The sequence below is a fragment of the Microbacterium sp. SL62 genome (assembly GCF_026672635.1).
Taxonomy (GTDB): domain Bacteria; phylum Actinomycetota; class Actinomycetes; order Actinomycetales; family Microbacteriaceae; genus Microbacterium; species Microbacterium testaceum_A.
In genome coordinates this window covers 3288369-3305862 of record NZ_JAPPRM010000001.1, presented here as the reverse complement: position 1 = coordinate 3305862, position 17494 = coordinate 3288369, and the positions used below count along the sequence as shown (strand labels likewise).

Sequence of the window (17494 nt, the reverse complement as noted above, 5' to 3'; positions counted from 1 at the left end):
CGGGCTCAGGGACCCGGGCGGCGCGGGCCGGTGTCCTGTCCCGTCGACGGGCTGGGGGACCTGCATGGGCGGGCGCCTGAGGGAGTGGCATCCGAGGTCTTCGACGCGTCGAAGGCGGAGGCGTGAACAGCGCAGCGGCCCTGAGAGACTAGAGGGATGACCGCCACCCTCGTCGCGCAGGGCCTCGCCGGGGGCCACGGACACCGCACACTCTTCGACGGCGTCGACCTCACCGTCGCGCCGGGAGACGTGATCGGCGTGGTGGGGGCGAACGGAGCGGGCAAGTCCACGCTGCTGCGTCTGCTCGCCGGCGTCGACGAACCGCAGGGTGGATCGATCAGCCTCGCGCCAAGCGACGCCTTCGTCGGCTGGCTCCCGCAGGAGCACGAGCGCGTCGCGGGAGAGACCGTCGCGCAGTACATCGCCCGCCGCACCGGGTGCGCGGAGGCGACGCGGGAGATGGATGCCACGGCGGCGGCGCTCGGCGACGCCTCGGTCGTGGGGGCGGACGACGTCTACGCCACGGCCCTCGAGCGCTGGCTCGCCAGTGGCGCGGCCGACCTCGACGAGCGGCTGCCGATCGTGCTCGCCGACCTGGGTCTGGACGTGGGACCGGATGCCGAGATGACGGGCCTTTCCGGCGGCCAGGCGGCGCGCGTGGGGCTGGCGGCTCTGCTGCTGTCGCGCTTCGACATCGCGCTTCTCGACGAGCCGACCAACGACCTCGACCTCGACGGGCTCGAGCGGCTCGAGACCTTCGTGAAGGGGCTCCGCGGCGGGGTGGTGCTGGTCAGTCACGACCGCGAGTTCCTCGCCCGCTCGGTGACCCGCGTGCTCGAGCTCGACCTCGCGCAGAACTCCCACCGTGTCTACGGCGGTGGATACGACGCCTACCTCGAGGAGCGCGCGACCCTGCGCCGCCAGGCGCGTGAGAAGTACGAGGAATACGCCGACACGAAGGCCGACCTGGTTTCGCGCGCCCGCACGCAGCGCGAGTGGTCGAGCCAGGGCGTGCGCAACGCCATGAAGAAGTCGCCCGACAACGACAAGATCCGCCGCAAGGCCGCGACGGAGTCGAGCGAGAAGCAGGCGCAGAAGGTGCGCCAGATGGAGAGCCGGATCGCGCGCCTCGACGAGGTCGAGGAGCCGCGCAAGGAGTGGCAGCTCGAGTTCACGATCGGATCGGCGCCGCGCTCGAGCTCGGTCGTGTCGACGCTGTCGGGGGCGGTGTTCCGCCAGGGCGACTTCACTCTCGGGCCGGTGTCCCTGCAGGTCAACGCGGGCGAGCGGATCGGCATCACCGGGCCGAACGGCGCCGGCAAGTCGACCCTGCTGCGCGGCATCCTCGGCCGTCAGAGCCCTGACGAGGGATCGGCCTCGCTGGGCTCGAGCGTCGCGATCGGCGAGATCGACCAGGCACGGTCGCTGCTGGTCGGCGGGCGTGCGCTGGCCGAGACCTTCGAGGACTTCGTGCCGGAGATGAACGCCGGTGAGGTGAGGACGCTGCTGGCGAAGTTCGGGCTCAAAGCCGACCACGTCACCCGCCCGGTCGATGAGCTCTCGCCGGGCGAGCGCACGCGCGCGGGACTCGCCCTGCTGCAGGCGCGGGGCGTCAACGTGCTCGTGCTCGACGAGCCGACGAACCACCTCGACCTGCCGGCGATCGAGCAGCTCGAGCAGGCGCTCGAGTCGTACACCGGCACGCTGCTGCTCGTCACGCACGACCGGCGGATGCTGGCCGCGGTGCAGACCGACCGCCGCTGGCGCGTGCAAGCCGGGGTCGTGACCGAGCTCTAGGCGAGCGGCGCGGGGCGCACCCGTCGCTCGATAAACGCGGATTCTGTCGGGACACGGTGTGTCGCAGCGAGTCTCGCCACTATCAGCGTTTATCGCGTGTGGGGGCGGCGGGGAACGGCGGGGTCAGCGGCCCTGGCGCTTCTTGTAGGGCTTCGGCTCGCCCTTCACGATCGGGGCGCGGCCCTTGCCCTTGTTGGCCTTCGCCTTGCCGCCGCCGGGGGCCTTCTGCCGGGGCGCGGCGGGAGGCGCATCCGCGATGCGGAGGTGGGCTTCTTCGAGCAGCAGGCGGCCGGCCGGGGTGAGCTGCGTCGGCGGGGTGCGCGAGATGAGCGGCTGCCCCACCTGCTCCTCGAGCTTGTCGACGGTCGTGTACAGGGAGGCGAGGGGGATGCGCAGCTTCTCGGCCGCGCGCGGGAAGTGCAGCTCCTCAGCGAGGGCGGCGAACCGGACGAGGTGCTCGAGCTTCATGGCATCCATTCTCCCGTGTTCGACGCGCGGAGCGGACCGGGCCGCTCGGCATGCGGACACGGGGGCCGCTCCTGAGTCGTCTGGAGCGCGGACCGGGGGACCTGGACGCGCGTCACCGTCCCGCCGCACCTGCGCGCGGCGGGACGGACGACGCCACTCAGGCGGCGGTGGAGGCGAGGAAGCGGTCCGCGGTGCGCAGGGAGAGGGCCATGATCGTCAGCGCGGGGTTGGCGGCGATCGCCGAGGGGAAGACCGAGTTGTCGCAGATCCAGAGGTTCGGGATCTCGTGCGAACGGCCGTCGGCATCGACCACGCCGTCGGACGGGTCGGTCGACATGCGGCACGTGCCGATCGTGTGCGCGGTGCGGGCGAGGACCATCGTCTCGCGCGCCCCGGCGGCCTCCATCACGCGCAGCATGAAGGCCGTCGCGTGCTTGTCGATCGCCTTCTCGTTGTCGCCGGCGGTGAACGTCACCCGAGCGCGCGGGATGCCGAACTCGTCGAGCTCGTCGACCAGCTCGAGGCGGTTGTCGTCGGACGGTAGGCAGTCGGCGTTGATGCCGATGCCGGCCATGAACCGCGCCTGATCGAGTCGCTGCAGGAGCTCGGGGCCCCACAGGCCGCCGCCGCGCACGAGGGTGGTCGAGAACGTCAGCGGCATGACCCCGAGACTCTGCACGAGGTATCCGCCGGCGAAGTCGGCGTCGGCCGGGCGCATCATGTCTTCGCTGATGAGCGACGAGGGGTACCCGCGGTGCCCGCGCACCGGCTCGTCGAACCGGCCCCACACCTGCGTCGCGCCGTGCGCGAGGAAGTTGCGGCCCACCTGACCGTTGTCGTTGGCCAGGCCGGTGTGCAGCAGCAGGCGCGGCGTCTCGACACCGCCGCCGGCGAGCACGAGGGCGCGGCAGCGCTGACGACGGTCGACGCCGTCCGTGCGGTAGACGACGGCCTCGACGTGACCGCGGGCGTCGAGCTCGATGCCGTGCACCATCGCCTCGCTGCGGATCTCGGCACCGGATGCCACGGCCGCGGGCAGGTACGTGTTGGCGGTGGATGCCTTGGCATCCACCCGGCAGCCCTGGTGGCACTCGCCGCAGTTGACGCACGCTCCGCGCTCGCCGTGGTGGTCCTGCAGGCGGGCGCGGGTGAGCACGGCGGCCGGGGCGTCGGCCCAGCGGACGCCGAGGGCGTCGCAGCCCTTGGCCACGAGATTCGCGGGCGCGTTGCGCTGCGCCGGCGCATAGGCGTAGGTGCGGCTGGGGTCCCACGGGTAGGGGGACGGACCCGAGACACCGATGTCGCCCTCGACGCGCTCGACGTACGACAGCAACTCGTCGGGATCGATCGGCCAATCGCGGCCGACCCCCGACTCGGTCCGCAGCGCGAGGTCGCGGCGGTCGGGGCGCGGGGTGAAGGCGCCCCAGTGCAGCATCGAGCCGCCGACGCCGCGCCCGCTGTTGTTCGGGCCGAACGCGGTCGGGTCGTCACCGCCGCTGAGGCGCTCCGACATCCAGTTGATCTCGACGGCCTCGGTCTCGTCGGGGGTGAGGTCGTCGAGCGAGAAGTGCCGCCCGGCCTCGAGAGCGACCACCGTGAGACCCTTCCGCGCGAGTTCGGCGGTCAGGGGTGCGCCGCCGGCACCGGTTCCGATCACCACCACGTCGACGATCTCGTCGTCGCTGAAGGCGCGCATCGCTTCGAGGTTCATGCCGCGTCTCCCGTCGCGATCGTGCCGCCGACGTTCGCCGGCTCCCAGTCTTCGCGGCGCCCCAAGCGCAACTCGACGAATCCGCGGATGGGGCGGCCGCCGGTGGCGAACCCGTCGTAGCCGACGCGCGCCATGCTCGCGGGGTGGGCGAGCCACTGGCGCACGAGGTCGTTGCGCACGTCCTCGAGCCACGCTTTCAGCTGGGTGGCGTCGAAGGGGCCCTCGGCATCCGCCTCTCCCTCGACGGCGGCGCGGAAGGTCTCGGCACGCTCGGCCGGGTCGGTGGGCCACGCGGCGGCCATCTGGTCGAGACCGGTGCGATACGCCTCGGCGTCGAGGGGCAGGTCGGCGTGACGCCAGCCGTCCCCCTCGCCGCGTGCGAGCTGAGCATCGACGCGCCCGGCGATGTCGATCGCCGGACCTTCCTGGGGAACGACGAGATCGGCGATCTCGCGGAGCAGCGTCAACTGCGCCAGATCCAGCACCGCGGGGGCGTAGCCGCGGTCGTCGGGCAGGGATCGTCGAGCCAGGATGCCGCGCACCCGGGCATCGACACGATCGCCGGCGATCAGCCGGGCCCAGTCGTCCGGCACCACCGGACCGACCCGCACCTCGTCGGCGATGAAGCGGGAGATCGCCGCAGCGGCCTCGGCGGGACGTTCGAGGGGGATCATGTGCCCGGTGTCGGGGAAGGTCGTGAAACGCGCGCGGGGGTAGACCGAGGCGAGCAGCTCCGGCTGGGCGGCGGCCCCGAGGTCCGCGTCGTCGGTGCCGGCGAGCACGAGCACGGGGATATCGAGGGTCTGCACCTCGGCGGTGGCGTCGACGCGACTCCCCGTCTCGAGCCAGGCGCGCCACGCGGTGGGGGACGTGCGACGAAGGTCCGCGAGGGCGAGGGAATGCGCCCCGGCGTCGAGGGGCTCCGCGGTGTTCTGATCGATGAAGGTCTCGGCATCCTGCTCCGAGATCGCCCCGCCGTCGACCCACGAGAGCATCCGCTCACGGCGCTCCTCGTCCATGGGTTCGGGACGTGGCGGCGAGGGAGCCATGAGCACCATGCCGCGGAGCCCGAACAGCGGAGCGTCTCCGCGCAGGACGCGTGCGGCGACGAGCGCGGCGATCTTGCCGCCCATGCTGTGGCCGCCGAGCATCCACGGACCGTTCGCGTGGCCGGCGAGGTGGCGGAGGACGTGCTCGACGGTCTCGTCGAGCGTGGCGTCGGGGGCGCTCGCGGCGGAGCCGAACCCGGGGAGGTCGATGCCCTGCACCCGCACGTCGTCATCGAGCTTCTCAGCGAGGCGGTCGAAGGAGCCGGAGCTCGCTCCCAGCGCGTGGAGGAGGTACAGGGTGAGGGGCGCCCCGCTGGCGGCGGAGGCGTTGTCGGTGGGCATGCACTCACGCTCGCGCACGGGAGGCCCCGGAAAGGGTCGGTTGCGGAACGGGAGGTTTTGCGCAAGCGTGCGCTGTGGCCCGTCCCCGGGACGACGATCGCCCCGGCCGCGCGCGACGGACCGGGGCGATGCGCGTGGTCGGCTTACGGAGTGACCATGCCGCCGTTGACGTTGAGAGTCTCTCCGGAGACATAGCTCGACTCCGCCGAGGCGAGGAAGACGAAGGCCGGCGCGATCTCGGCCGGCTGGCCCGCCCGCTGGTAGGTGCTCTCGTCGTCGAAGTGCTCCATCTGGTCGTCGGAGACGCCCTGACTCACCTGCAGCGCCGACCAGGTGGGACCCGGTGCGACGACGTTGACCCGGATGCCGCGTGACGCGAGCTGCTGCGCCAGCCCCTTCGAGAGGTTGTTGATCGCGGCCTTGGTCGCGGCGTAATCGAGGCGGTCGGGTGCGGGCACGTACGCCTCGAGGGACGCGGTGTTGATGATCGTGCCACCTTCCGGCAGATGGGCGAGGGCCGCCTTGGTGATCCAGAACGGCGCGAACACGTTGGTGCGGAAAGTCTGCTCGAATTGTTCGTCCGAGAGGTCGTCGACCTTCTCGACCATCACCTGCTTGCCGGCGTTGTTCACGACGATGTCGAGGCCGTCGAGCGCCTCGGCGGCGCGGGCGACGAGCTCGCGGCACGCGCCGGGATCGGTGATGTCGGTCGCGATCGAGACGCCGGTACGGCCGGCATCCCGGATCTGCTCGAGGATGTGGTCGGCATCGCGCTGCTCGTCGGGCAGGTGCACGATGGCGACGTCGGCACCCTCGCGCGCGAAGGCGATCGCCACGGCCCCGCCGATCCCGGAGTCGCCCCCGGTGATGAGCGCCTTGCGGCCGACCAGGCGGCCGAGCCCGCGGTAGGTCTTCTCACCCAGATCGGGCACCGGACTCATATCGGCCTGAACGCCGGGCTCGGGCTGGTGCTGCAGGGGCGGCTCGACGCGGGCATAACGGGTCACGGGATTGTCGAAGGTGAACTGATCGCGATCGGAGGTCATACGTCGACGGTAGGCAGGGGCCGCTGCGCGGCGCGTGGCCTTGACGGGAGCGGGGCAGCCACGCTCGGACCGCGCGAGCCGGCGCGGAGACGGGAGCGTCCGATGGTCAGGACACCCCGCCCCGGTCGACGAGGCGCGTCGGCACGAGGTGCGTGTGGGAGCCCGTCGCGGGGTCGGCGCCCCTCGCCAGCAACGTCTCGGCCGCGCGCGTGCCGAGCTCGGTGACGTCGTAGTCGACGATGCGGATGCGACGGGGCAGCAGCCGCGAGAGCTCGAAGTCGTCGAAGCCCGCGATCGCGACCTCGGCTCCGCGGGGCAGAATCGCCTCGAGGGCACCGATCGTGACGCGGTTGTTGGCGCAGAAGACCGCCGTCGGCGGCTCTGCGGAGTCGAGAAGTCGATGCACGACGTCGCGGGCGACGGCGGGGGTGTGGAGTCCGTCCACGACCAGCGCAGGATCGAGGGACAGCCCGGCGGCGGCGAAAGCCTGGCGCGCGCCGGCGAGGCGCTCGACCATGGTGAAGATCTCGGGGGAGTCGAGCAGCACGGCGATACGGCGGTGTCCGGCCGCGAGGAGCTCAGCGACGGCGTCGCGAGCGCCTCCACGGTTGTCGAGAAGGATGGCGTCGGCCGGTACCCCGCTGCCGGGGCGGTCGAGGAAGACGACGGGCGTCCCGAGCTCGACCTCGCGGGACAGATAGGAGTGGTCGGTGGCGGTGGGGACGACGATGAGGCCGCCGATCTGGCGCTGGCAGAGATCGAGGGCGAGGGTGCGTTCCAGGTCGGCGTCCTCTTCGCTGGATGCCATGACTAGGTGCATGCGCTCTCGCGTGGCGATCGTCGAGACGGCGGCGGCGACGGCCATGTAGAAAGTGTTCGAGAGGTCGGCCGCGATGAAGCCGATCGTGTCGCGGTTGCCCGAGCGCAGGCTCGCGGCGAGGGAGTTGCGGTGGTACCCCAGCCGCGCGACCGCCGCGCGCACCCGCTCGATCATGGCCGGGTCGACGCCCGACTCCCCGTTGACGACCCGCGAGACGGTCTTCAGGCTGACGCCGGCGTCGGCGGCGACGTCGATCATCGTGGGCCGGCCGGTCTTGCGCATGCGTCTCCTCGTGCTGCCGTGAAGCGACGGCATCCTCCGAGCATAGGGAGTGCGCCCGCCTCGAACCGGCGACGCGGGGCCCGGGAGCGCGTCCGGGCCCCGCGTCGCGTGATCAGGCCTCGGGGGCGACCAGCGCGCCCGTCTCGTGCGAGGCGATCGCGGCCGCGAACAGGCGGTGGGTGAGCGCCGCCTCTTCGGGGCGCACGCAGCCGAATCCGTCGCCCAGCTCGCCCAGGTATTCGGCGAGGAAGGCCGCCCACATCTGCAGGATGGCGTCGGAGAAGCCCGACTCGAAGTTGGGGCCGGTCACCGTCGGCCAGACGGACTGGCTCCCGGCATCCACGCTCTGCCAGCTCTGCTCGCGGCCGACACCGGGCACGTCGACGAAGGCGAACACCTCGACCTGCTTGGGGTTCTTGGTGCTGAAGCGCACGCCGCCCGACATGCCGATGGCCTCGAACTCCCACGTGTTCTTCTGCCCCGGAGCGATGCGCTTGGTCTCGGTGGTGAGGGGGAAGGGGGCGCCCTCGTGGCGCGACCACGAGTGGATCACGGCGTTGTCCCACGTGTCGCAGGGCTGCGGCGACCCGTCGGGGCCGGGGCGCTCGGTGACGATGTCTTGCAGGATGCCGACGACCTTCTCGGGCGCCCATCCCAGGCGCAGCGGCACGTGCCACGTGTGCATGCCGAGGTCGTTGAGCACACCGGCGTCGCCGCAGAACTGCTTCTGCCGCTTCCAGTTGAGGGGCTTGTTCACGTCGATGTCGCTGGAGTGCAGGAAGGTGCATTTCGCCTCGACGATGCGGCCGAGACCGCCCGCGCGTACGTAGTCGACGGCCCACTGAGCACCCGGGAAGAACGGCATCTCGCTCGAGACGCGCACGAACGACTGAGGATTCTCCTCGATCGCGGCCACGACCGCGTCGGCGGCGGCGCGGTCGATGCCGAACGGCTTCTCGGCCAGCAGCGCCTTGCCCGCGCGCACGGTGTCGACGTAGAGACGCTCGTGCAGGTCGTGGCGGACCGCGATGTAGACGACGTCGACGCGGGGGTCGGCGAGCAGCTCGTGGTGGTCGGTCGTGGTCAGCTGCACCGTGTCGATGCGCTCGAAGAACTCCAGCGCCGCGGGGTTGATGTCGCAGACGGCGACGAGCTCGGGCTCGGCCGGGTGGTCGATCAGGGCGGGCCAGCGTCGCAGCGCCGCCGCGATCTCGCGGCCCATGAGGCCGCCGCCGATGATGCCGACGCCGATCTTCTTGCCGGTCATGCGCGGTCTCCTTCTGCGGGGGCGCCGATGAGGGCGAGGGCCTCGTCGACCGAGGCGTCGTCGTGCACGACGGCCATGAGGGCGGCCGTGATGCCGGCGGGGTCGTGGTGCTGGATGACGTTGCGTCCGTAGACGATGCCGCGCGCGCCCTGCTCGAGGACGGCCCGCGTACGCTCGAGCAGCGTGCGGTCGTCGACGCGCCCGCCGCCGCGGACCAGCAGCGGGGTGTCGCCGGCGGCCTGGATGACCCGGTGGTACTCGGTGATGTCGTCGGTGGGGTCGGCCTTGATGAGGTCGGCGCCGAGCTCGCGCGCCTGACGAACAAGGGTGACGATCTTGGCGGTGTCGCCGTCGACGCCGTAGCCGCCGGTGCCGGGCTTGGTCTGCATGACGAGGGGCTCGATCATGAGCGGCATCCCGTACTTCTCGGCGTCGGTGCGGAGGGCCAGGATCGAGCGGATGCACTGCTCGCGCACCTGCGGCTCGCCGGGGAGGTCGAGGAGGTTGACGCACACGGCCACGGCGTCGAGACGCACGGCGACCTCGATGGCATCCGGAACGTGGATGCTGTGCAGCGGCGTCTCGAGGGGGTCGCCGTAGACGTTGGCGATGTCGGTGCGCAACACGAGTCCGGGCTTCTGCTTGCCGGGGAACGCCTGCAGCAGCGGGGCCTGGCCGAGGGTGAGCTGCACGGCGTCGGGGCCGGCGTCGACGAGAGTTGCGACGGTCTTCGCCATGTCTTCGATGCCGGTGAGGAAGTTGTACTCGTGGAACGCGCCGTGGTCGACGGCGACGTCGAACGCGCGACCGGATCGAGCGTTGAAGAGGCGATTGAGGCGGGGTTTCGACATGGGGTGTGGGTCTCCGAAGCGTCGTATCGGGGCGCGGCTCTGCGCTCGACGGTCAGTATGCGGTTCGCAAGACAACGTTGTCAAACGTTGGTAGCGTGAGCGTCGCAACGGCGAGGAAGGCGGGGCTCATGGGCGAGCTGTACGGACGATCGATCGACGAGGCGCTGCGGCGCTCGGGCTCCGCGGCGCAGGTCGCCGCGGTCGAGGCATCGGTGCGCAGCGATGGGCCGGATGCCGGAACCCGGCGACTACGCGTGATCGCGGGCGACCTCGACATCGAGCTGCTGCCCGACCGCGGACTCGACCTCGGGCAGGTGCGGCACCGCGGCGTGCCCCTGGCCTGGGTGTCGCCGACGGGATGGCCGCGCCCCGGCGCCACGGGGTTCGGGGCGTCGTTCGGCGGGGGGCTCGTGACCACCTGCGGTCTGCTGTCGTTCGGCCCGCCGTCGGTCGACGCCGAGGGGGAGCATCCTCAGCACGGGCGGTACAGCGGGCTGTCGGCATCCGTCACCCGGGCGGAGGTGCAGGCGGATGCCGTGGTGATCGAGGCCACCGTCGTCGAGGCGACGGTGCTCGGCGCCCACCTGGAGCTGCGACGGCGCCTGCGCGTGCCGCTGGGCGCGGGGCGGATCGAGCTGCGCGACGAGATCGTCAATCGCGGGTCGCGGGCGGTGGAGCCGATGGTGCTCTACCACGTCAACCTCGGCTGGCCGCTGGTCGACGCGGGCACCGTGCTGCGCTCGCCCGCGGACCGCGTCGAACCCCGCGACGCGGCGGCAGAGGCGGGGCTCGACGGGTGGGCGGAGTTCCCTGAACCGGTCGCGGACTACCCCGAACAGGTGTTCCGCCACGAGCTGCCGAGCGATCGCCGGGTGAGTGCCGAGGTGATCTCGGCGTCGGGGCTCGGCATCCGGATCTCGTTCGACACCACGGTGCTGCCGGCGATGTTCCAGTGGCGCGTGGCACAGGACGACGGTGTCGTGCTGGGCGTCGAGCCGGCGACGGCGGCGACGATCCACGGCCGTGCCGCCGCGCGGGAGGCGGGGCTGCTGCGCGCGATCGCCCCCGGTGCGTCGTGGGAGCTCGGCCTCGACATCGATGTCATCCGTCATCGATCTGAGACTTGACAACGTTGTCCGGCTGACCGCAGGATGACTCCATCGGAGCCCGACCGAGGGATCCGATCCGAAATGACAACGATGTCGAGGATGCGATGACGCACGATGAACGGGTGGCCGCCGCCGCGGTCGCCGAGGCCGCGCCGGCCCGCCCGCGCGCTCGCCTCATCGACGTCGCGATGGCTGCGGGCGTGAGCCCCAAGACCGTGTCTCGCGTCATCAACGACGAGACCGGGGTGCTCCCCGTCACCCGCGACAAGGTCATGCAGACCGTGCGCGACCTCGGCTTCGTGCCCGACCGCAGCGCCCGGGAGCTCAAGCGTCGCGAGGCCGACACGATTGGCATCCTGATCGACGCGATCAGCGACCCCTTCTTCGCCGCCTTCGTCAGCGTGGTCGAAGAGCTCGCGATCGCCGAGGGGCTGAGTGTGATCTTCGCCAGCACCGGCTACGACGCCGCGCGAGAGACGGCCCAGCTCGACCGCCTGACCGGACGCCGCCTCGCCGGTCTCGTGGTCGCGCCCGTCGCCGTACCCGCCGCGGTCCTCGCGGGGCTCCGCAACAGGTGCCCCGTGGTGACAGTCGACCGCGTGCGCTCGGGGATCGACGCGGTCGTCATCGACGATTTCGGGGCGGCGGTCGAAGCGACGACCGCCCTCCTGTCGCACGGCCACCGCCGGATCGCCTTCATGGGCGAGGACGTCCCCTACCCCACCGTCAGCGATCGCCAGGCCGGATACCGCGCGGCGCTCGAAGCGGCCGGCGTGGCCTTCGACCCCTCACTCGTGATCTCGCACGAGCGCTTCCGAGCGGGGGAGGCGGCCGAAGCCTCGCCCCTGCTCGAACGCGCGGACGCCCCCACCGCCCTGCTGTGCGCGACGAGCCTCGCGGCCATCGCGACCGTGCGCGCGATCCGCGCGCGGGGGCTCGGGATGCCCGCGCTCATCTCGTTCGGGGACTTCACCCTCGCCGAGGTGCTCGAACCCGGGATCTCCTACGTCGATCACAATCCCCGTCTGCTCGGCGCGGCGGCCTTCCACCGCCTCCGGCACCTAGCCCAGCACCCGGACGACGCTCCGAGCCGCACGGTCGTGCCCACGCGTCTCGTGCCCCGCGGCTCGGGCGAGATCGCCCCCGCCTTTCCCCTCGACCCGATCGGAGCGACGCGATGAAGCCCGTCCTGCTGCCCCCCAATCCCGTGCAGCACTTCTACCGCGGAGGCGACCGCATCGCCGCCCTCCGCGGCATCGTGCCCGAGACCGACCGTCAGCCCGAGGAGTGGCTCGGCTCGACCGTCTCGCGGTTCGGCTCCGACGAGATCGGTCTCGCCGTCACCGACGGCGGCGACGTCCTGCGCGACCTGGTCACCGCCGACCGCGCCGCGTGGGTGGGAGCGCGCAGCGGACGGGATGCCGCCGACCTCGGCATCCTGGTCAAGCTCCTCGACGCCCGGCAGCGCCTCCCCGTCCACGTGCACCCCGACCGCGGGTTCGCGAACGCCCACCTCGACTGCCCGTACGGCAAGACCGAGGCCTGGTACGTGCTCGAGACCGAGGACGACTGCGCCGTCCACGTCGGCTGGAACGAGAGCGTCGACCGCGACGAACTCGACCGCCGCCGCGACGCGCAGGACAGCGAGTGGATGCTCGCCCACATGAACCGCGTCGTCGTGCGCCCGGGCATGGGGGTGCTGGTGCCCGCCGGCACCGTGCACGCAATCGACGGCGGCATCTTCGTCGCCGAGGTGCAGGAACCCACCGACTTCTCGATCCTGCTGGAGTGGTCGGTCACGACCTCGACGCGCGAGGAGTCGCACCTCGACCTGGGCTTCGATGCCGTCATGCCCGCGGTGTCGACCGAGAAGCTCGACGCCGCAGCCCTCGACGCCCTGGTCAGCACCTCCGGCACGACCCCGGCCGGACCCGCTTTCCGTTCCCTATTGCCGGATGCCGCGGACCCCTACTTCCGCCTCTTCGACGCCGCGGGAGACACGGTGGCGCACGCGGCCGGCTTCTCGGTCGTCCTGGTGCGCGAGGGCGCGGGCGCCCTCGTGTCGGATGCCGGCCGGGTCGACGTCGAGCGCGGACAGGTCTACGCCGTGCCGCACGCCTTCGGCGCCTGGCGCCTCACGGGCGGAGCCGAGATCCTCGTCGCCGCCCCCGGCGCCGGCTGGCCCGGAACCCTCCGCGGCGGTGACGTGCGATGAGCGACTACGTCGTCGGCGTCGACATGGGCTCGACGAGCACGAAGCTGCTCGTCGCCACCCCCGAGGGACGCCAGGTGCTCGTGGTGAGCCGCCGGTCGCCGTGGACCAACCTCGACCACGGTCAGGCCGAGATGACCGCAGCGGAGGCCGTCGCCGTCGTGCGCGACCTCGCCGCCGAAGCCGACGCGCGCCTCGACGGGGGCTACCGCATCGTCGCGCTCGGGGTCTCGGGCATGGCCGAAGCGGGCGTCCTGCTCGACGAGCGAGGCGCGGCCCTCGCGCCGATCATGGCGTGGTTCGACCCGCGCGGGGCGGCGCAGATCATGGCGACGCCCGATTCCTTCCGCGCCGAGTTCCCCGGCCGCACCGGACTGCCGGTCGGACCCCTGGCATCCATCGCCAAGCTGCTGCACCTGCGCGACGAGGGCATCGCGCTCGCGGGAACCACGTTCCTGAACGTCCCCGAGTTCGTCGTGCACGCGCTCGGCGGCCCTCGTGTCGCGGAGTACTCGCTCGTCTCGCGCACCGGCCTCATCGATCAGGACGACAGCACCCCCTGGCAGACCGCCCTCAACGTGCTCGGCGTCGACGAGTCGATCCTCGGCGCCCTCGTCAGCGCGGGGGAGCCGGTCGGCACCCTCACCGACCCCGACATGCCCGCGGGCTTCCGCGGCGCCGCCCTCACCGTCGCCGGTCACGACCACCTCGTGTCGGCGGTCGCCGCCGGCGCCACGCACACCGGTCAGCTCTACGACTCGATGGGCACCGCAGAGGCGCTCGTGCGGGTGCTCGACGACACCCTTCCCTTCGATGCGCGCGAGCGTCTCGCCCACGCCGGCATCAACTGCGTGCGCCACGTCATCCCCGGCAAGTACGTCCTGCTGGCGGGCACGAAGTCGGGCCTGCTCATGCGGCGCGTGCTGCAGCTGCTCGGCATCGCGGATGCCGTGGGGCGGGCCCGCATCGACGACGAGGCTCTCGCTCTTCCCGTCGACGGGACCCTCGCCGACGGAGGCCTGGAGGTCTCGGGCGCGCGCAACGACGACGGCGTGCTGAAGATCGTCGCGCAGAGCGACGGGCTCAGCCCCGCGGAACTGTTCGCGGCGTCGTTGCGCCATGGCAACGACATGCTCGCCGAGTGCATGGCGGCGATGGACCGCGAAGTGACCCCTCCCACCTCGACGGTGCTCACCGGGGGGTGGTCGACCATGGCGTCCGTCGTGCGCTCGCGCTCCGCGCTGCTGCCCGAGGTCACCGTCTCGACCCACGACGAGGGCACGGCCTACGGCGCCGCGCTCTTCGCCGCCTTCGCCGCGCGATCGGCCGAGGGCACGGCATCCGGGACCTTCGCGGACGTCGCGGACACCTTCCTCTCGTCAGCGCTCGACCCGGCGGAGCGCCGTTCCGCCGTGCTCGCCTCCCCCACCCCCACCCCTGAAAGGAGCTGACGATGTCGTCAGTCACCACGACCGTCCCGGTGCTGCAGGCCCGCGGCCTGTCACGTCAGTTCGGATCCGTCCGCGCCCTCCACAACGTCGACTTCGAGGTCTACCCCGGAGAAGTGACCGCCCTCATCGGCGACAACGGCGCCGGCAAGTCGACGCTCGTCAAAGCCCTCTCGGGCAACCTCGCGGTGGACGAAGGCGAGATCCTCTTCGACGGCAAGCCCATCGAGATGTCGAACCCGCAGGTGGCGTCGTCGCTCGGGATCGAGACGGTCTACCAGGACCTCGCACTGGCGCCGCACCTCGACCCCGTGCAGAACATGTACCTCGGCCGCGAGATCCGCCGCCCCGGCCTCGCCGGCGCGCTGGGTTTCATGAAGACCAAGGACATGGCCGTCGCCTCGCGGGCCGCGTTCGACGAACTCGGCGCGACGGTGCGATCGCTGTCGTCGCCGGTGGGCGAGATGTCGGGCGGTCAGCGCCAGGCCATCGCGATCGCCCGGGCCGTGCACTGGGCCGGTCGCCTCGTCTTCCTCGACGAGCCCACCGCCGCCCTGGGCGTGCGCCAGACGAAGAACGTGCTCGAGACGATCCGCCGCGTGCGCGACAAGGGCATCGCCGTCGTGCTGATCTCGCACTCCATGCCGCACGTGATGGAGGTCTGCGACCGCATCCAGGTGCTGCGCCTGGGCACCCGCGTCGCCAACGTCGACGCGAAGAACACCTCCATGGAAGAACTCGTCGGACTCATGACCGGCGCCGTCACGAAGGACGACTCCAAATGAGCACCAAGACCCCTCCCACCGAGACCGTCGCCATCGGGACCTTCGACGACTCGCGGCCGAATTTCTTCACAGGACTGCTCAAGGCGCAGGCCTTCCAGATCCTCATCATCCTCATCGTCATCGTGCTGATCTTCAGTGCGCTGGCCCCCGACTCGTTCGCGCAGTGGTCGAACTTCCGCCTCATCATCCAGAACGCCTCGATCCTCGCCGTCCTCGGCGTCGGCATGACGTACATCATCATCACCTCGGGCATCGACCTCTCCATCGGATCGGTGCTGGTGTTCTCGGGCGTCGTCTCCGCGCTCACGATGAGGGCGCTCGGCGGTGAAGGCTGGGGCGTGGCGACCATCGGCATCCTGGTCTCGATCCTCAGCGGCGTGTGCTGGGGCCTTCTCAACGGCTTCCTCATCGCGAAGGCGAAGATCCCGCCGCTCATCGTCACCCTCGGCTCGCTGGGAATGGCGCTCGGTCTCGCGCAGATCCTCACCGGCGGCGTCGACATCCGCGACGTGCCCACCGTGCTGACCGTCTCGATCGGGTACGGCAACGTGTTCGGTTCGCTGCCGATCATCAGCGTCATCGCGCTCGTCGTGGTCGTCATCGGCGCGATCGTGCTGCACTTCACGAAGTTCGGCCTGTACACCTACGCCGTCGGCTCGAGCGAGCTCGCCGCCCGCCGCGTCGGCGTCAAGGTCGACCGCCACCTCATCTCGGTCTACACGCTGTCGGGAGCGCTCGCGGGCCTCGCCGGCATCCTGGCGCTCTCGCAATTCTCGACCACCGCGATCGCGGGACAGTCCCAGACGAACCTGAACGTGATCGCGGCCGTCGTCATCGGCGGTACCTCGCTCTTCGGCGGGGTCGGCACGATCTTCGGAACCGTGGTCGGCCTCTTCATCCCGGCCGTGCTGCAGAACGGCTTCGTCATCACCGGCGTGCAGCCCTTCTGGCAGCAGGTCGCGGTGGGCGCGGTGCTGATCACCGCCGTCTACGTCGACCAGGTGCGCCGCACCGCCGCGACCCGCGGCAACACCCAGAGCCTCTGGCGGAAGTTCGTCAGCGGAGGACGCCGCGGCTGAGGCCCGGCATCCGACACCCACCAAGAGAGAACAGGCAATCACAATGCAGTGGAACAAGAAGGTTCTCGCGTTCGCCACCCTCGGCGCCGCAGCCACCCTCGTACTCGCCGGGTGCTCCGGCGGCTCCTCGTCCGGCGGCGCGTCCGGCGGCGCCGACGGCGGGTACAAGATCGCGTTCGTGCAGGGCGTCGCGGGAGATGAGTTCTACATCTCCATGCAGTGCGGCATCCAGGCCGAGGCCGAGAAGGAGGGTGCCACCGTCACTACGCAGGGTCCCGAGAAGTTCGACCCGACCCTCCAGAAGCCGATCGTCGACGCGGTCGTGGCCTCCAAGCCCGACGCGCTGCTCATCGCCCCCACCGACGTCTCGGCCATGCAGGCGCCCATCGCGGCCGCCGAGGCAGCCGGCATCAAGGTGGTGCTGGTCGACACGACGCTGGAAGACCCCTCCGGTGCGGTCTCGCAGATCTCCTCCGACAACGAAGGCGGCGGAGCTGCGGCGTTCGAAGCGATCCAGAAGGCCAACCCGGGCGGCGGCAAGGTCCTCGTCGTCTCCACCGACCCGGGTGTCTCCACCACCGACGCCCGCGCCCAGGGCTTCGAAGACGCCGTCAAGAAAGACAGCAAGTTCAGCTCCGTGGGCGTGCAGTACTCCCACAACGAACCCTCCACCGCTGCGGAGATCGTGACGGCGGCGCTGCAGAAGGACCCCGACATCGTCGGCATCTTCGCCGCCAACCTCTTCGCCGCCGAAGGCTCCGCCACCGGCGTCCAGCAAGCCGGCAAGCAGGGCGCCGTGACCATCGTCGGCTTCGACGCCGGCCCCGCGCAGGTCAAAGCCCTCGAGGCCGGCACCGTTCAGGCCCTCGTCGCCCAAGAGCCCGCCACCATCGGCGAAGACGGCGTCAAGCAGGCCATCGCGGCGCTGAAGGGCGAGAGCACCGAGGCCAAGATTCAGACCGGCTTCACCATCCTGACGAAGGACAACATCACCACCGATGGCAAGGACGCGGTCTACAAGTCCTCCTGCTGACACCCCCCTCGCGTGAGGGGTCACAAACGGTCGCCTGGGCCGCTCCGAAGCGACACCGAGTGACCCCTCACGCGAGATGAATCCCGGATGCCGGGACTCGGAGCGACCGCCCGGGCCCCGGCATCCACCCCCCTCCTCCCCCTCCCCGCGCGTGAGTCGCCAGAATCTGTCGCTTCCGACACCCCTGAAGCGACG

Annotated in this window: 15 protein-coding genes; 8 read left to right on the top strand and 7 right to left on the bottom strand. The window is 71.2% G+C overall.

The window, feature by feature from the left end; translation table 11 throughout:
- Positions 1 to 156: 156 nt before the first annotated feature.
- Positions 157 to 1797 (top strand): ribosomal protection-like ABC-F family protein, encoded by a 1641-nt coding sequence (abc-f, locus tag OVA26_RS15865; protein ID WP_268104822.1) that lies wholly within the window; start codon positions 157 to 159, stop codon positions 1795 to 1797.
- Between the two features lie 123 nt (positions 1798 to 1920).
- On the opposite strand, the gene OVA26_RS15860 is transcribed toward abc-f, so the two are convergent.
- From OVA26_RS15860 to OVA26_RS15830, 7 genes are all read right to left on the bottom strand, one after another.
- A complete protein-coding gene (locus OVA26_RS15860; RefSeq protein WP_144785893.1) occupies positions 1921 to 2265 on the bottom strand; it encodes a LysR family transcriptional regulator in 345 nt (114 codons plus the stop codon).
- Between the two features lie 157 nt (positions 2266 to 2422).
- Entirely contained in the window at positions 2423 to 3976 is a 1554-nt protein-coding gene (locus OVA26_RS15855; RefSeq protein WP_268104820.1) for a GMC family oxidoreductase, read from the bottom strand.
- Complete coding sequence (locus tag OVA26_RS15850) at positions 3973 to 5367, bottom strand: alpha/beta fold hydrolase (protein ID WP_268104819.1); 1395 nt, start codon at positions 5365 to 5367, stop codon at positions 3973 to 3975. The genes OVA26_RS15855 and OVA26_RS15850 overlap by 4 nt, the downstream gene beginning before the upstream one ends.
- A 143-nt stretch (positions 5368 to 5510) precedes the next feature.
- Positions 5511 to 6413 (bottom strand): SDR family oxidoreductase, encoded by a 903-nt coding sequence (locus tag OVA26_RS15845; protein ID WP_056224178.1) that lies wholly within the window; start codon positions 6411 to 6413, stop codon positions 5511 to 5513.
- 106 nt (positions 6414 to 6519) lie between these two features.
- Positions 6520 to 7515, bottom strand: coding sequence for a LacI family DNA-binding transcriptional regulator (locus OVA26_RS15840; RefSeq protein WP_268104818.1), 996 nt, complete (start codon positions 7513 to 7515; stop codon positions 6520 to 6522).
- Between the two features lie 112 nt (positions 7516 to 7627).
- Entirely contained in the window at positions 7628 to 8782 is a 1155-nt protein-coding gene (locus tag OVA26_RS15835) for a Gfo/Idh/MocA family protein (RefSeq protein WP_144785899.1), read from the bottom strand.
- Complete coding sequence (locus OVA26_RS15830) at positions 8779 to 9633, bottom strand: class I fructose-bisphosphate aldolase (RefSeq protein ID WP_268104817.1); 855 nt, start codon at positions 9631 to 9633, stop codon at positions 8779 to 8781. The genes OVA26_RS15835 and OVA26_RS15830 overlap by 4 nt, the downstream gene beginning before the upstream one ends.
- Positions 9634 to 9728: 95 nt before the next feature.
- On the opposite strand from OVA26_RS15830, the gene OVA26_RS15825 reads away from it, so the two are divergent.
- The 7 genes from OVA26_RS15825 (at position 9729) to OVA26_RS15795 (ending at position 17299) form a co-directional block, all read left to right on the top strand.
- Positions 9729 to 10760, top strand: coding sequence for a DUF4432 family protein (locus OVA26_RS15825; protein WP_268104816.1), 1032 nt, complete (start codon positions 9729 to 9731; stop codon positions 10758 to 10760).
- An 86-nt stretch (positions 10761 to 10846) separates the two neighbouring features.
- Positions 10847 to 11923 carry a LacI family DNA-binding transcriptional regulator gene (locus OVA26_RS15820; RefSeq protein WP_268104815.1) on the top strand — a complete coding sequence of 359 codons (1077 nt, stop codon included), beginning with the start codon at positions 10847 to 10849 and terminating at the stop codon, positions 11921 to 11923.
- Positions 11920 to 12957 carry a hypothetical protein gene (locus OVA26_RS15815; protein WP_268104814.1) on the top strand — a complete coding sequence of 346 codons (1038 nt, stop codon included), beginning with the start codon at positions 11920 to 11922 and terminating at the stop codon, positions 12955 to 12957. Before OVA26_RS15820 ends, OVA26_RS15815 begins: the two co-directional genes overlap by 4 nt.
- Complete coding sequence (locus tag OVA26_RS15810; RefSeq protein WP_268104813.1) at positions 12954 to 14405, top strand: FGGY-family carbohydrate kinase; 1452 nt, start codon at positions 12954 to 12956, stop codon at positions 14403 to 14405. The genes OVA26_RS15815 and OVA26_RS15810 overlap by 4 nt, the downstream gene beginning before the upstream one ends.
- Before the next feature lie 2 nt (positions 14406 to 14407).
- The gene (locus OVA26_RS15805) at positions 14408 to 15187 is read left to right on the top strand and encodes an ATP-binding cassette domain-containing protein (RefSeq protein ID WP_268104811.1); all 780 of its coding nucleotides are present in this window, start codon (positions 14408 to 14410) and stop codon (positions 15185 to 15187) included.
- A complete protein-coding gene (locus OVA26_RS15800) occupies positions 15184 to 16266 on the top strand; it encodes an ABC transporter permease (RefSeq protein WP_268104810.1) in 1083 nt (360 codons plus the stop codon). The genes OVA26_RS15805 and OVA26_RS15800 overlap by 4 nt, the downstream gene beginning before the upstream one ends.
- 43 nt (positions 16267 to 16309) lie before the next feature.
- Complete coding sequence (locus OVA26_RS15795) at positions 16310 to 17299, top strand: ABC transporter substrate-binding protein (protein ID WP_268104809.1); 990 nt, start codon at positions 16310 to 16312, stop codon at positions 17297 to 17299.
- Positions 17300 to 17494: the final 195 nt, after the last annotated feature.

Coding starts and splice junctions, on each gene's coding strand:
- OVA26_RS15835 (WP_144785899.1), bottom strand. CDS start 8,782: ATGACCGGCAAGAAGATCGGCGTCGGCATCATCGGCGGCGGCCTCATG.
- OVA26_RS15855 (WP_268104820.1), bottom strand. CDS start 3,976: ATGAACCTCGAAGCGATGCGCGCCTTCAGCGACGACGAGATCGTCGAC.
- OVA26_RS15845 (WP_056224178.1), bottom strand. CDS start 6,413: ATGACCTCCGATCGCGATCAGTTCACCTTCGACAATCCCGTGACCCGT.
- OVA26_RS15815 (WP_268104814.1), top strand. CDS start 11,920: ATGAAGCCCGTCCTGCTGCCCCCCAATCCCGTGCAGCACTTCTACCGC.
- OVA26_RS15795 (WP_268104809.1), top strand. CDS start 16,310: ATGCAGTGGAACAAGAAGGTTCTCGCGTTCGCCACCCTCGGCGCCGCA.
- OVA26_RS15800 (WP_268104810.1), top strand. CDS start 15,184: ATGAGCACCAAGACCCCTCCCACCGAGACCGTCGCCATCGGGACCTTC.
- OVA26_RS15805 (WP_268104811.1), top strand. CDS start 14,408: ATGTCGTCAGTCACCACGACCGTCCCGGTGCTGCAGGCCCGCGGCCTG.
- OVA26_RS15830 (WP_268104817.1), bottom strand. CDS start 9,633: ATGTCGAAACCCCGCCTCAATCGCCTCTTCAACGCTCGATCCGGTCGC.
- OVA26_RS15850 (WP_268104819.1), bottom strand. CDS start 5,367: ATGCCCACCGACAACGCCTCCGCCGCCAGCGGGGCGCCCCTCACCCTG.
- OVA26_RS15810 (WP_268104813.1), top strand. CDS start 12,954: ATGAGCGACTACGTCGTCGGCGTCGACATGGGCTCGACGAGCACGAAG.
- abc-f (WP_268104822.1), top strand. CDS start 157: ATGACCGCCACCCTCGTCGCGCAGGGCCTCGCCGGGGGCCACGGACAC.
- OVA26_RS15860 (WP_144785893.1), bottom strand. CDS start 2,265: ATGAAGCTCGAGCACCTCGTCCGGTTCGCCGCCCTCGCTGAGGAGCTG.
- OVA26_RS15840 (WP_268104818.1), bottom strand. CDS start 7,515: ATGCGCAAGACCGGCCGGCCCACGATGATCGACGTCGCCGCCGACGCC.
- OVA26_RS15820 (WP_268104815.1), top strand. CDS start 10,847: ATGACGCACGATGAACGGGTGGCCGCCGCCGCGGTCGCCGAGGCCGCG.